At 64.4% G+C, this 12,491-nt stretch carries 9 protein-coding genes; 7 read left to right on the top strand and 2 right to left on the bottom strand.

Annotation, left to right across the window (positions count from 1 at the left end; translation table 11 throughout):
- Positions 1-161: 161 nt before the first annotated feature.
- Together A5740_RS05155 and A5740_RS05160 are read left to right on the top strand one after the other, a co-directional pair.
- Complete coding sequence (locus A5740_RS05155) at positions 162-2,096, top strand: ABC transporter ATP-binding protein/permease (protein WP_076192011.1); 1,935 nt, start codon at positions 162-164, stop codon at positions 2,094-2,096.
- A gap of 154 nt (positions 2,097-2,250) precedes the next feature.
- The gene (locus A5740_RS05160) at positions 2,251-5,106 is read left to right on the top strand and encodes an RND family transporter (protein ID WP_076192013.1); all 2,856 of its coding nucleotides are present in this window, start codon (positions 2,251-2,253) and stop codon (positions 5,104-5,106) included.
- A 4-nt stretch (positions 5,107-5,110) separates the two neighbouring features.
- On the opposite strand, the gene phoA is transcribed toward A5740_RS05160, so the two are convergent.
- Positions 5,111-6,610: an alkaline phosphatase gene (phoA, locus tag A5740_RS05165; RefSeq protein ID WP_076192253.1), complete on the bottom strand. Its 1,500-nt coding sequence runs from the start codon at positions 6,608-6,610 to the stop codon at positions 5,111-5,113.
- A gap of 205 nt (positions 6,611-6,815) precedes the next feature.
- Here phoA and A5740_RS05170 point away from each other — a divergent pair, with 205 nt between their 5' ends.
- The 3 genes from A5740_RS05170 (at position 6,816) to A5740_RS28195 (ending at position 10,148) form a co-directional block, all read left to right on the top strand.
- Complete coding sequence (locus A5740_RS05170; RefSeq protein ID WP_254849074.1) at positions 6,816-7,274, top strand: hypothetical protein; 459 nt, start codon at positions 6,816-6,818, stop codon at positions 7,272-7,274.
- Positions 7,275-7,438: 164 nt separating this feature from the next.
- Positions 7,439-9,910, top strand: a complete 2,472-nt coding sequence (gene ponA2 / locus A5740_RS05175; protein WP_076192016.1) for a transglycosylase/D,D-transpeptidase PonA2 — start codon at positions 7,439-7,441, stop codon at positions 9,908-9,910.
- Positions 9,911-9,992: 82 nt separating this feature from the next.
- Positions 9,993-10,148 carry a hypothetical protein gene (locus A5740_RS28195; RefSeq protein WP_003879572.1) on the top strand — a complete coding sequence of 52 codons (156 nt, stop codon included), beginning with the start codon at positions 9,993-9,995 and terminating at the stop codon, positions 10,146-10,148.
- 38 nt (positions 10,149-10,186) lie between these two features.
- Here the strand turns inward: A5740_RS28195 and A5740_RS05180 are convergent, their stop codons facing one another.
- Positions 10,187-10,900: a sensor domain-containing protein gene (locus tag A5740_RS05180; RefSeq protein WP_076192018.1), complete on the bottom strand. Its 714-nt coding sequence runs from the start codon at positions 10,898-10,900 to the stop codon at positions 10,187-10,189.
- A gap of 196 nt (positions 10,901-11,096) precedes the next feature.
- On the opposite strand from A5740_RS05180, the gene A5740_RS05185 reads away from it, so the two are divergent.
- Positions 11,097-11,750, top strand: coding sequence for a type IV toxin-antitoxin system AbiEi family antitoxin (locus A5740_RS05185; protein ID WP_076192255.1), 654 nt, complete (start codon positions 11,097-11,099; stop codon positions 11,748-11,750).
- A gap of 321 nt (positions 11,751-12,071) precedes the next feature.
- On the top strand, positions 12,072-12,434 hold the full coding sequence (locus A5740_RS05190; protein WP_254849084.1) for a hypothetical protein: 363 nt from the start codon (positions 12,072-12,074) through the stop codon (positions 12,432-12,434).
- Positions 12,435-12,491 lie beyond the last annotated feature (57 nt).

The following is a 12,491-nucleotide window of genomic DNA, read 5'->3' on the forward strand; positions in this document are numbered from 1 at the left end:
CCGACAAGCCGCCCTGGGCCGTCCTCGAAATTGCTCTGAGGAGACAAATCCGGAGCGGATTCTGTCCCTGGCTTCAATCTCGGCGTTCGCCGCGCGTCCGGCCGGGAGGCCACGTCCTGCGGTAGCTTCACGCAGACGCGTCGGCAGATCAGGGGGCCCAGGTGAACGACCTGAAACCTTTCTCACCGTCGATCGACTGGAGTGCCGAGCTGTTGCACTCGCTGTGGTGGCTGGCCCAGGCCTGGACCATCACGGCGATCTGCACCCTGGCCGTCCTGACCCTGCTTGCCCGGTACACCACCTGGGGCCGGCAGTTCTGGGCGGTCACGGGCGCCTATTTCACCGGGCGCCACAGCGTGAAGCCGTGGCTGACCCTGGCCGCGATGCTGCTGTCGGTGATTCTGGGCGTCCGCCTGTCGGTGTTGTTCAGCTATCAGGGCAACGACCTGTTCACGTCTGCCCAGGTTGCCGTGGAGGGCCTGGCCACCGGCAACGACGAGGTGAGAAGCTCGGGTATTCGGGGCTTTTGGATCGCGCTGTTCACCTTCATGGTGCTGGCCGCGATCCTGGTCGCCCGGGTGCTGATCGACCTGGTCATGACCCAGCGGTTCATGCTGGCCTGGCGGGCCTGGCTGACCGACCGGCTCACCGGAGACTGGCTCGACGGCCGCGCCTACTACCGCTCGCGGTTCATCGACCAGACCATCGACAACCCCGATCAGCGCATCCAGTCCGACATCGACGTGTTCACCGCGCTGTCCGGTCCCCAGCCCAACACCCCGCACCAGACCAGCAACGGGACCCTGCCGTTCGGCGCCATCTCGTCGATCGTCTCGGTCGTCTCGTTCACGTCGATCCTGTGGAATCTGTCGGGCGATCTCGATGTGTTCGGCGTGCAGATTCCGCGGGCGATGTTCTGGTCGGTGTTCGTCTACGTCGCATTCGCCACGGTGATCGCGTTCGCACTCGGCCGCCCGTTGATCCACCTGTCGTTCAACAACGAGAAGTTCAACGCCGCCTTCCGCTACGCACTGGTGCGGCTGCGCGATGCCGCCGAATCCGTGGCGCTCTACCGCGGCGAGAAGGTCGAACGCTCACATCTGCGCGACCGATTCGCCGCCGTGGTCGCCAACTACAAGCACTTCATCAACCGGACCATGGCCTTCACCGGCTGGAACCTGTCGATGAACCACATCATCATTCCGTTGCCCTGGATCCTGCAGGCACCGCGGTTGTTCGCCGGTCAGATCCAGCTCGGTGCGGTCAACCAGTCGGTGGCCGCGTTCGGCGCGATCCAGGATGCGCTGTCGTTCTTCCGCAATTCCTATGACACGTTCGCCGGTTACCGGGCCTCGATCATCCGCTTGCACGGGCTCGTCGCCGCCGATGAGCAGAGCCGGCAACTGCCCAAGGTAGATGTCACCGATCTCGATGCGGACAGCGAGAGCCTGGTCGAACTCGGCGAAGTCGAGGTCCGCAACCCCGCGGGTGAGCAGTTGATCGACGATCTGAGCCTGCACCTGGCCGCGGGTGAGGCGATGATCGTCACCGGAAAGTCCGGCGCAGGCAAGACGACGTTGCTGCGCAGCATCGCCCAGCTGTGGCCGTACGCGTCGGGCACGGTGCGGTGCCCGCAGGGTGCCGACGAGACGTTGTATCTGTCCCAGGTTCCCTACGTGCCGTTGGGCGATCTGCGGACCGTGGTGTCCTATCCGCACGAGCCCGGGCAGCTGTCCGACCAGGCCGTGAAAGACGCCCTGCTGGCGGTTGCGCTTCCGCGCTATGTCGATCGGCTCGACGAGGACGGCGACTGGGCCAAGGTGCTCTCGCCCGGCGAGCAGCAGCGCGTGGGGTTCGCCCGGGTGCTGTTGACCAGGCCGAAGGTGGTGTTCCTCGACGAGGCCACCTCGGCGCTCGACGAGCCGCTGGAGTTCATGATCTACAGCCTGGTGCGCCGCGAGCTCCCCGAAACGGTATTGGTCAGCGTCACCCACCGCACCACGGTCCATCGTCATCACACGCTCCACCTCGAACTGCTGGGTGAGGGCCGCTGGCGGTTGGGTCGTGTCGCGGACGCCGAGCCCGTCGGCGTGTGAACTACGGTACGAAAGTGCCTGCTACGGCGGGCTGACGGACCGTTGTGCCGGTCCGTCTGGTAAGACGGGGGACGACACGACGTAGTAAGGGAAGGCTGCGCACACTGCCTGACGGCTACGTCGCGCTCTCCCGCCCGACCACCAAGGGTTCCTGATGGCCGATTCCAGAGCCCCCCACACGGGGGTTGCTCGATGGATCCGTCGATTCGCCATTCCGGTGATTGTCGGCTGGATCGCCCTGTTGGCGTTCATGAGCGCCACCGTCCCCTCGCTCGAGGTGGTCGGCCAGATGCGCTCGGTGTCGATGAGCCCCGACGACGCGCCGTCGGTCATCGCGATGAAGCGTGTCGGCAAGGTGTTCGACGAATTCCACTCGGACAGTTCGGCGATGATCGTGCTGGAGGCCCAAGGGGACGGGGCCAAGCTCGGCGACGACGCCCACCGGTTCTACAACGACATGGTCGACCGACTGGAAGCCGACAAGAAGCATGTCGAGCACGTCCAGGATTTCTGGGGTGACCCGCTGACCGAGGCCGGCGCGCAGAGTAACGACGGAAAAGCCACCTACGTCCAGGTCTATCTGGCCGGCAACATGGGTGAGTCGCTGGCCAACGAGTCGGTGGAGGCCGTCCAGCAGCTGATCAAGGAGCTGACCCCGCCGCCCGGGCTCAAGGTGTACGTCACCGGGCCCACCGCGCTGGCCGCCGATCAGCAGATCTCCGGTGATCGCAGCGTCAAGATCATCGAGGCCGTCACCTTCCTCGTCATCATCACCATGCTGCTGCTGGTCTACCGGTCGATCGTCACGGTGATCCTAGTGCTGCTGATGGTGGTCATCGAGCTCTCGGCGGCGCGTGGGGTGGTGGCGTTCCTGGGCTACCACGAACTGATCGGTCTATCCACATTCGCGACGCAGCTTCTGGTCACCCTGGCCATCGCCGCGTCCACCGACTACGCGATCTTCTTGATCGGGCGATATCAAGAGGCCCGCTCCGTCGGCGAGGACCGAGAACAGGCGTATTACACGATGTTCCACGGCACGGCGCACGTCGTGCTCGGTTCCGGCATGACGATCGCCGGCGCCACGTTGTGTCTGCACTTCACCCGGCTGCCCTATTTCCAGACCCTGGGTGTTCCGATGGCCGTGGGCATGACGGTCACGGTCCTGGCCGCATTGACCCTGGGCCCCGCGATCATCACCGTGGCCAGCCGGTTCGGCAAGGTGCTCGAACCCAAGCGCGCCATGCGTATCCGGGGCTGGCGGCGGCTCGGTGCGTTCGTGGTGCGCTGGCCGGGTCCGGTGCTGCTGGGCACCATCCTGCTGTCATTGGTCGGCCTGCTCACGCTGCCGGGCTACCGCACCAACTACAACGACCGCAACTACCTGCCCCAGGATCTGCCGGCGCAGGAGGGTTACGCCGCGGCCGACCGGCACTTCTCGGCGGCGAAGATGAACCCCGAGTTGCTGCTCATCGAAACCGACCACGACGTGCGCAACTCGGCCGACTTCCTGGTCATCGACCGGATCGCCAAACGCGTCTTCGAGGTGCCCGGTGTCGGCAGTGTGCAGGCCATCACCCGCCCGCAGGGTGAGCCGCTGGAGTTCAGCACGATCCCCGCGCAGATGAGCATGGGTGGGGTCATGCAGACCATGAACCGCAAGTACCTCAGCGACCGCGTCGACGACATGCTGCTGCAGGCCGACGAGATGCAGACGACCATCAACACGATGGATCGGATGATCGAGCTGATGGAGGAAATGACCGCCATCACCCACAACATGGTCGGGAAGATGGACCAGATGGTTCTCGACGTCGCCGAATTACGGGACCACATCTCCGATTTCGACGACTTCCTGCGCCCCCTGCGCAACTACCTGTACTGGGAACCGCACTGCTACAACATTCCGATGTGCGCGTCGATGCGCTCGGTGTTCGACGGACTCGACGGTGTCGACACGATGACCGAGAGCATCCAGCAATTGATGCCCGACATGCACATGCTCGACGAACTGATGCCGCAGATGGCCTCGATGATGCAGCCGCAGATCAAGATCATGCGGAACATGAAGACGATGATGCTGACCATGTACCAGACCCAGAAGGGTCTGCAGGATCAGATGGCCGAGATGCAGGACGGCCAGACGGCGATGGGTACGGCGTTCAACGACTCCAAGAACGACGACAGCTTCTATCTGCCGCCGGAGACCTTCAACAACCCCGACTTCAAACGCGGTATGAAGAGCTTCATCTCGCCCGACGGAAAAGCCGTGCGGTTCATCATCTCCCACGAGGGTGACCCGTTGACGCCCGAAGGCATCGGGATCATCGACAACATCAAACTGGCCGCCAAGGAAGCCATGAAGGGCACCCCTTGGCAGGGCTCGAAGATCTACATGGGCGGTACCGCCTCGGCCTTCAAGGACATGCAGGAAGGCAACAACTACGACCTGATCATCGCCGGGATCTCGGCGTTGTGCCTGATCTTCATCATCATGCTGATCATCACCCGCAGCCTGGTGGCCGCCGCGGTGATCGTGGGCACCGTGCTGGTGTCCCTGGGCACGTCATTCGGGTTGTCGATCCTGGTGTGGCAGCACCTGATCGGCATCGAGCTGCACTTCATGGTGATGGCGATGGCGGTGATCGTGCTGCTGGCGGTCGGCGCGGATTACAACCTGCTCCTGGTGGCGCGGCTCAAGGAAGAGCTGCCCGCCGGCATCAACACCGGCATCATCCGGGCCATGGGCGGCAGCGGATCGGTGGTGACCGCGGCCGGGTTGGTGTTCGCCTTCACGATGATGTCGATGGTGGTCAGTGAGATGACCGTGGTGGCGCAGGTGGGTTCGACGATCGGGCTCGGCCTGTTGTTCGACACCCTGGTGATCCGCTCGTTCATGACACCGTCGATCGCGGCGCTGATGGGCCGCTGGTTCTGGTGGCCACAGTTGGTGCGCCAACGCCCGGCACGTGGTGTGGTGGCCCAGGCGCTGACGCGGTCCAACTCCTGACGGCTCAGTTCTGGTTGAGTCCCAACGCGCGGGACATGGTGAAGAACAGGTCGGTCTGATCACTCAGGCCGACGACGTTGGCCGCGCCGGGACCGTAGGCGGCAATGCGCAACTGGGATCCGGTGTGCCCCTGGTCCATCGCGTCGAGGTTGTCCGAGGTGCCGTACGAGACGGTCAGGTCCTGGCCGTCCTTGCCGCGCAGCACCCGCGTCAGGCCTGGGTAGATGGCCTCACGGGTGACCTCGAAGGGCAGCTTGGCCTCAGCGGCCGCGTCGCGGACGTCGTCGACGCTCATGGACTCCACGACCTGGCTGCTGTGCGCGTGGTCGGCGGTGACGATGACCAGGGTGTCCTTGTTCTCCTTGGCGAAATCGAGGGCCACCTTGGCGGCCTCGTCGAGGTCGACGGTCTCGCCGATCTGGCCGCACGGGTTGGCGGCATGGTCCTGCTTGTCGATCGACGCGCCTTCCACCTGTAGGAAGAAGCCGTTGCCATTGCCCTTGAGCAGGTCGATCGATTTCTTGGTCATGGCCGCCAGGGTCGGCACCTCGGCCGTGCGGTCCGGGTTGTCCCGGCACTCGGCAGCCGGCTCCAGGTATCCACCCTTGCTGGCGACGGGACCGCTCCAGCGGGTGGGCATGTTGCCGTCGGCGAACAGGCCGAGCAGCGGCGCGTCCTGGTCGGCCTTGCCCGCCTGGTCGAGTTCGTCGGCGGTGCGCACGATGGTGAAGCCACGCTCCTTGGCCTGGACCTCCAGCGTCTTGCCTTGGTACTCACCGGCTTTGGCGACCTGCTGGAAGGTTTCGGCGCCACCGCCCATCACGATGTCAGCCCGCGTGGTGAGCAGTTGTTCGGTGATCGACCCGCGCCCACCGTTCTCCAGGGCGTTGGTCGGGCACTTCTGGCTGGTCTCGTCAGGCCCGTAACACTTCCGTGTGGTGACGTGCGCGAACTGCACGGCCAGGGTGGCGTCCTGGATCTCGGCGGTGCTGATGTCACCGGTGGCCTTACCGGCCTCCTTGGCGATCTGCAGCAGCGTCTTCTGGTCCTTGCCATCGATGTCCACCGAGATCGCGCCGTTGTAGGTCTTGGTGCCCGTGGCCCAGGCCGATCCGCTGGCCGCGGAGTCGGTCACGTATGTCGGCTTGCCATTCTTGTCCAGCGAGTAGTGGGTGTACTGACCGGTCAGCGGAAAGGCGTCCAGACCCGAGAACGCGCCGCCTGCACCATGCGCGTAGTTGCGGGCCACGGTGATCTCCGAATCCCCCATGCCGTCGCCGATCAACAGGATGACGTTGCGGGCGCCGGTGTTCTTGATCGAGTCGGCAATCAGTGCGCTGCGGTCGTCCCCCGCCCGGGTCGCACCCCCGTGCTCGGACAGCGTGCCAGTGGCGACGGGGTCGAGCAACGGCAGCGCCGCTTCGTCCTTGCTGCCACCACACGCCGCGGCCAGCGCCGCTGTGCATACCAGCGCCGCCGTCACCACGTACCGCTTGCGAATCATCCCGGTCTCCCTGTCGTCGTCTCCATCGAGCCCACACATGGTTGAAGTCGCATATGAACCGATGCTTGCCCGACGGCGACACCCGGGTGACCGGGGGGCATCGAACTCCTTGCGTTAGGAATGACGTGGCTTCTGGGCGTGTCGATAACCGCCATTGCGCTTTGCTGGCGTTGGTAGCGTGCGGCGAGAAAGAACGGGGATGCCGATGACGAACCACACCACAGCCTGCCTCATCGCGACACTGGCGATCGGCTTGGCCGCCTCGGCATGCAGCCCGGCGACCGACAACGCTGAAGCCACCACGACGGCCCCGCCGGCGGCCGACGCATCCCTGGCCTCGCTGTTGCCGACGCCGGCCGAGGTGCAGCAGACCCGCGGGCCCGATGATGTCGGCGACGGCGGTATCCACCTGCATTACCAGGTCAACGGAGCGCCGCACGACGCGATGGCCGCATACAAGACGGCCCTGCAGGACAAGGGTTGGGCGGTCACCACGGTCGTCAGCTCGGGCGGCAACAGGGGTGGCGGGGCCACCTACACCGGTACGCACGGTGACGCCTACGGGGTGTTCGACGGTGGCGGGTACGCCAACACCACCTACATCGACGTCTGCACCTGGCCCACCAAACCGGCCGACCCCAACTGCAGCCGCGGCGAACGTTAGCCTCGCCCGCTTCGGAAAGTTTCCCGACCGAACGCGAATGTCGTTGCCGGAATTGGTGATTCGATTCGTTCACACCACCTCGGCCGCGCCGAGATACCAACCCGGCCAACGAGTTGCGTGCGATTTGCCCACCGTGACCCGGAACCGGTCCTACGCTTGATCACATGTCCGGCCCGCCCCCGAGGTCGAGGTCTACAGTTGCCAAGCTGGCAATGCACTGTGTGCTGGCCGGATTGCTCGCGGCCACACTGATGTTCCCGATCGTCGGCGGTATCGGAGTCATGTCTGCGCGCCTGTCCGACACGGTGGCACAGGATTCGGCAGAGGTACTCAAGGGTGATGCGCCGATCGTCACGACCATGGTCGACACCTCGGGCGCGCCGATCGCCTGGCTCTACGAACAGCGTCGATGGGTGGTGCCCAGCGATCGGATCGCCGACACCATGAAACTGGCGATCGTCTCGGTCGAGGACAAACGTTTCGCCGAACACAACGGCGTGGACGTACAGGGGACTTTGAACGGGCTCATCGGCTATCTGCGCGGTGTCGATCAGGTGCGCGGCGGGTCGACCATCGAGCAGCAGTATGTCAAGAACTACAACCTGTTGGTGAAGGCGAAGTCCGATGCCGAACGCCGGGCCGCGGTGGAAGTCAGCCCCGCACGCAAACTGCGGGAGATCCGCATCGCACTGGCGATGGACAAGACACTGCCCAAGAGCGAGATGCTGGCCAGATACCTGAATTTGGTGTCGTTCGGCAACGGCGCATTCGGCGTTCAGGATGCGGCACGCACCTACTTCGGTGTCGACGCCGCAGATCTCACCTGGCCGCAGGCGGCCCTGCTCGCCGGCGTCGTGCGGTCCACGACCACTCTGAACCCGTACACGAACCCCGATGGCGCCCTGGCGCGACGCAACGTCGTGCTCGACACCTTGATCGACTATCTGCCCGACCGTGCCGAGGAACTGCGGGCCGCCAAAGCCGCGCCGTTGGGCGTGCTGCCGCAGGCCGATCCGCTGCCGCAAGGATGCATCGCCGCCGGCGATCGCGCGTTCTTCTGTGAATACGTGCTGCAGTACCTGGCCCGGGCGGGCCTCACCATGGAGGACGTCGCCCGCAACGGCTACCTGATCCGCACCACGCTGGATCCCACGGTGCAGGACAGCGTCCAGACGGCGGTCGAGAAGTATGCCGACCCCGACGCCAACGGTGTGGCAAGCGTGATGAGCGTGATCACCCCGGGCAAAGACACGCACCGCCTGGTCGCGATGGCCGACAGCCGCCGGTACGGCCTCAACCTCGACAACAACGAGACGGTGCAACCACAACCGTTCTCCCTGGCCGGTGACGGCGCAGGTTCCATCTTCAAAATCTTCACCACGGCCGCCGCGCTCGACATGGGGATGGGCATCAACACCCAACTCACCGTCCCGGGCACCTTCATGGGTAAAGGGTTGGGCAGCAGTGACACTCCGGGATGCCCGAAGGAGACCTGGTGTGTGCGTAACGCGCACGGTTTCCCCGGATCGCTGAGCGTCACCGACGCCTTGGCCCAATCCCCCAATACCGCGTTCGCCAAACTGATCTCGCAGATCGGTGTGCCCCGGGCGGTGGACATGGCGGTCCGGTTGGGGTTGAGGTCTTACGCCGAGCCGGGCAGCGCCCGCGACTACCACCCCGATTCCGACGAGAGCATCGTCGAGTACGTCAAGCGACAGAACATGGGTTCGTTCACGCTCGGCCCGCTCGAGCTCAACGCACTCGAACTCGCGAACGTCGGGGCGACACTGGCGTCGGGCGGCACCTGGTGCCCGCCAAGCCCGATCGACAAGATCTTCGATCGCGACGGCCGCGAAGTGAGCGTGGAAACAGTGCCCTGCGATCAGGCCGTGCCCGAAGGGTTGGCGAACACGTTGGCCAACGCACTGGGTAAAGACCATTCGAGCGGAACCGCCGCCGGGGCAGCCAGTTCCGTCGGCTGGAAACTGCCGATGTCGGGCAAGACAGGCACCACCGAAGCCCATCGTTCGTCGGCGTTCGTCGGGTTCACCAACCGGTACGCCGCCGCGAACTACATCTTCGACGATTCCTCGTCACCGTCGGGACTGTGCTCATATCCGTTGCGCACCTGCGGTGAGGGCGACCTGTACGGCGGAACCGAACCGGCGCTGACGTGGTACGCGGCAATGAGTCCCATCGCGGAGCACTTCGGACCTGTTGCCATGCCGCCTACCGACCCGCGCTACGTCGATGGCGGTCCGGGAAGCCACGTGCCCAGTGTCACCGGCCTCAAGTTCGACGAGGCACGTAAACGCCTGCAGGACTCCGGTTTCCAGGTAGCCGAGAAACCCACACCCGTCAACAACTCTGCATCGAAAGGCTCGGTGGTCGGAACCACCCCGAGCGGCAAGACGATTCCCGGATCGATCGTCACGATCAACACCAGCACCGGGTATGTGCCTCCGCCGGTCTACATTCCACCTCCACAGGCGCCCCCACCCCCGCCTGGAGCGCCGCCGCCGGCCGACAACGTCATCCTGATCCCGGGACTCCCGCCGATAACGCTGCCGGCCCCGGCGCCCCCTCCGCCACCGGAACCGCCGCCGCCACCGCCACCTGGCGCACCCGCCTTCTGACTGCCCAGGTTTGAGTATCGACGGATATGGCAATTACTGGTGGCGACAAACCCATATTGTTCCTACGTCGATCGGACTGACCATGATCGTGCTCGGCATCATCCTCCTGTTGATCGGCTATTTCGCCGGTATCTCGATCCTTTACACGATCGGCGGGATCCTCGTGGTGATCGGCATCATCCTGTGGATTCTCGGGGCCGTTGGTCGTCCGGTGGGCGGCCGAAAAGTCTGGTTCTGACCCTGGCGGAAGGTGTATGGCACCTTCACACCTTCCGCCTACGGCCGTTGCGGTGGAGCGTCAACCCGTGCGGAAATCTGCTGAGCAATCTTGACAGCAGAGTCCGCCGGGTTGGCGCTACACGTGTTTATGTCGACCACGACGTTGTTGTTCGCCGTCAACGCTCGGCCGCAGGCCCAGCCGCCTTCCTTGGCGTTTGACTGCGTGGCGACGGTGCTCAGGACACCGTTTTCGTCGGAGATGGGTCCCGCATCCCACAGTGAGCCGGTTTGCGTGTGGGTGTAGTGCTTACAGGCCGGCCACTGCCGCGCCGACGCGGCGTAAAACGCCTTGGCCTGGTCGGCGTTGGCGAACAACACCACGGCCTGATGGGCGTAATGCGCGGAGGTTTCGGGATCCCGCAACGTCACCTCATGCTCGTCGGTGAACCCGCTGTCGGCATAGGTCACGGCCTGCGCGGCACCGTCGACGGCGAGGCACTCTCGAGGCTCCATCGTCGAACTGTCATCGGACATTTTGGAGCTGGTATCCGTGACCACCATCCCCTGTGCCGCCATCGCCGCGTTGATCTGCTCGGGCGAAAGCACCAGCCGGGGCAGGATTTTCACCGCGAGCGGTACCGGGGCGAACGATGTGATCATCGGTTTGTTGTTGGTCGTCGTCTCAGCCGCTTGCTCTTCAGCCTTCCCGCCGCAGCCCGCGGCCAGGACACAGGTGGTGGCAATGGCGATCGTGGTTGTCACAAAGCGCATTCGAAACTCCCCCTTGGACGCATGGTGGCCAATTCCAGGGAAACAACGAAGTCACATTCGGCGCAGAACATCTGTGGTACTGGGTGAAGTATTTTCGCAAACGTTACCGAAACACCATCAGCCAGGACAGGGTTGAGGCGGCCAGTATGCATTTCGTACTCTTGGGGACTACGAAATGCATACTCAAGAGGTGACCATGGCGCTGCGCCGAAGCACTCCGCTCCCGCCCGCCCTCGCGCTAGCCCCACTGAAAACGATCCGGCCCCGGCACGCCGCGGCTGTGTACCAGCATCCTCGAGCGCAGCTGGCCCGCCTGGAACGAAACGGAGTCCTCCATCGGCTCGCTGATGGCTATTACGTCGTCAAGCCGCCGGAAATGGCGGGTCGACAATGGATGCCGAGCCTGGAATCAGCGTCGGCGGGCGTCGCCGCGGCGATTTTCGGCTTCGACAACATTGCCGTCATGGGCGTCAGCGCCGCGCGCCTCCATGGTGCGATCCCTCGTGCCTTGGCCACTGCGATCGTGGCGGTGCCACGACAGCACCGGCCGATAGCACTGTCTGATCGACCAGCAACGGTGCGGTTCGTCAAACGCGACATCACCGCACTGGACGTAGAGCGAATCGAGTCCGAGCTAGGACCCGTGCTGGTGACCACACCGGAACAGACAATTCTAGATTTGGCCCATCGACCGTCCCTGGGGGACAACGAAACCGACGCGCCAGCCGCCATCGCTGCCCTCTACGCGCGCAGCGACAGGCAACGCCTCGGGCGGCTCGCAGTCGAACAACGTCGAGTAGCTTCCCTGCGCCGCGCGGATGACTGGGCTGAAACTCACGATCGGGCCTGATGAATTGCAACTCAATTCGGTGTCGCCGATGATCTCATTGCCATCAGAAGCCGTAAAGCGGCGGACCAATTCTTGGTGATGAACCGACTCAACCGGACCCCTCCGGTGCGTCGTGTCACCAGACCACCACCTCGGCGTTGTTGCCGCTACGCATGCGAGTCGCGGTGTCGATCGGACCATGGAAGGGCAACGCGGCCTGGGATGTGTCCACCGGAGACCCCATCGTTCCGCCGCCCCGACAGGTAACCTCGAATCCTTGGCGAGCCGATCACGCTGCTCGGCTACGCGCCCGAAACGACCATCGCCGAAAAGGGTGTCACCATACTCGAACGCGGCATCACCTGTACCCGCTGGCACGACTACGTTGACATCGTTGCGCTCGCCCGAGCCGGAAACAATTCCGCCGAGCTCCTCGGCGCAGCCCGGGCCGTCGCCAGACACCGCGGTGTCAACCTCGAAGACGTCGGACCACACCTCGCCGGCTACAGCGCAGTAGCACAAGCGAAATGGGCCGCATGGCGACGCAAGGAACACCTCGAAACCGCCTGCGAAGAGATCCTCGACAACCAGCTCGCCTTGGTTGCCGCGTTGCCGCATGCCTCGACGCCGTCTTCGTTCTCAGCCCTGACTAGCCAGAGGCTTGCGATCGATGAGAAAGAACCGACTCATGATCAGTCAGCCTGAAGTGGGGCGGCGGGGCTCGAAGCCGTGACAACCCGCGACCAATGGAATATAAGTCCC

Origin of the sequence: Mycobacterium sp. GA-1841, assembly GCF_001954135.1 — a bacterium.
Lineage (GTDB): Bacteria > Actinomycetota > Actinomycetes > Mycobacteriales > Mycobacteriaceae > Mycobacterium.

Bases quoted from the DNA above. Each gene is read 5' to 3' on its own strand.
- A5740_RS05160 (WP_076192013.1), top strand. From the start codon at position 2,251: ATGGCCGATTCCAGAGCCCCCCACACGGGGGTTGCTCGATGGATCCGT.
- phoA (WP_076192253.1), bottom strand. From the start codon at position 6,610: ATGATTCGCAAGCGGTACGTGGTGACGGCGGCGCTGGTATGCACAGCG.
- A5740_RS05170 (WP_254849074.1), top strand. From the start codon at position 6,816: ATGACGAACCACACCACAGCCTGCCTCATCGCGACACTGGCGATCGGC.
- ponA2 (WP_076192016.1), top strand. From the start codon at position 7,439: ATGTCCGGCCCGCCCCCGAGGTCGAGGTCTACAGTTGCCAAGCTGGCA.
- A5740_RS28195 (WP_003879572.1), top strand. From the start codon at position 9,993: ATGATCGTGCTCGGCATCATCCTCCTGTTGATCGGCTATTTCGCCGGT.
- A5740_RS05180 (WP_076192018.1), bottom strand. From the start codon at position 10,900: ATGCGCTTTGTGACAACCACGATCGCCATTGCCACCACCTGTGTCCTG.
- A5740_RS05185 (WP_076192255.1), top strand. From the start codon at position 11,097: ATGGCGCTGCGCCGAAGCACTCCGCTCCCGCCCGCCCTCGCGCTAGCC.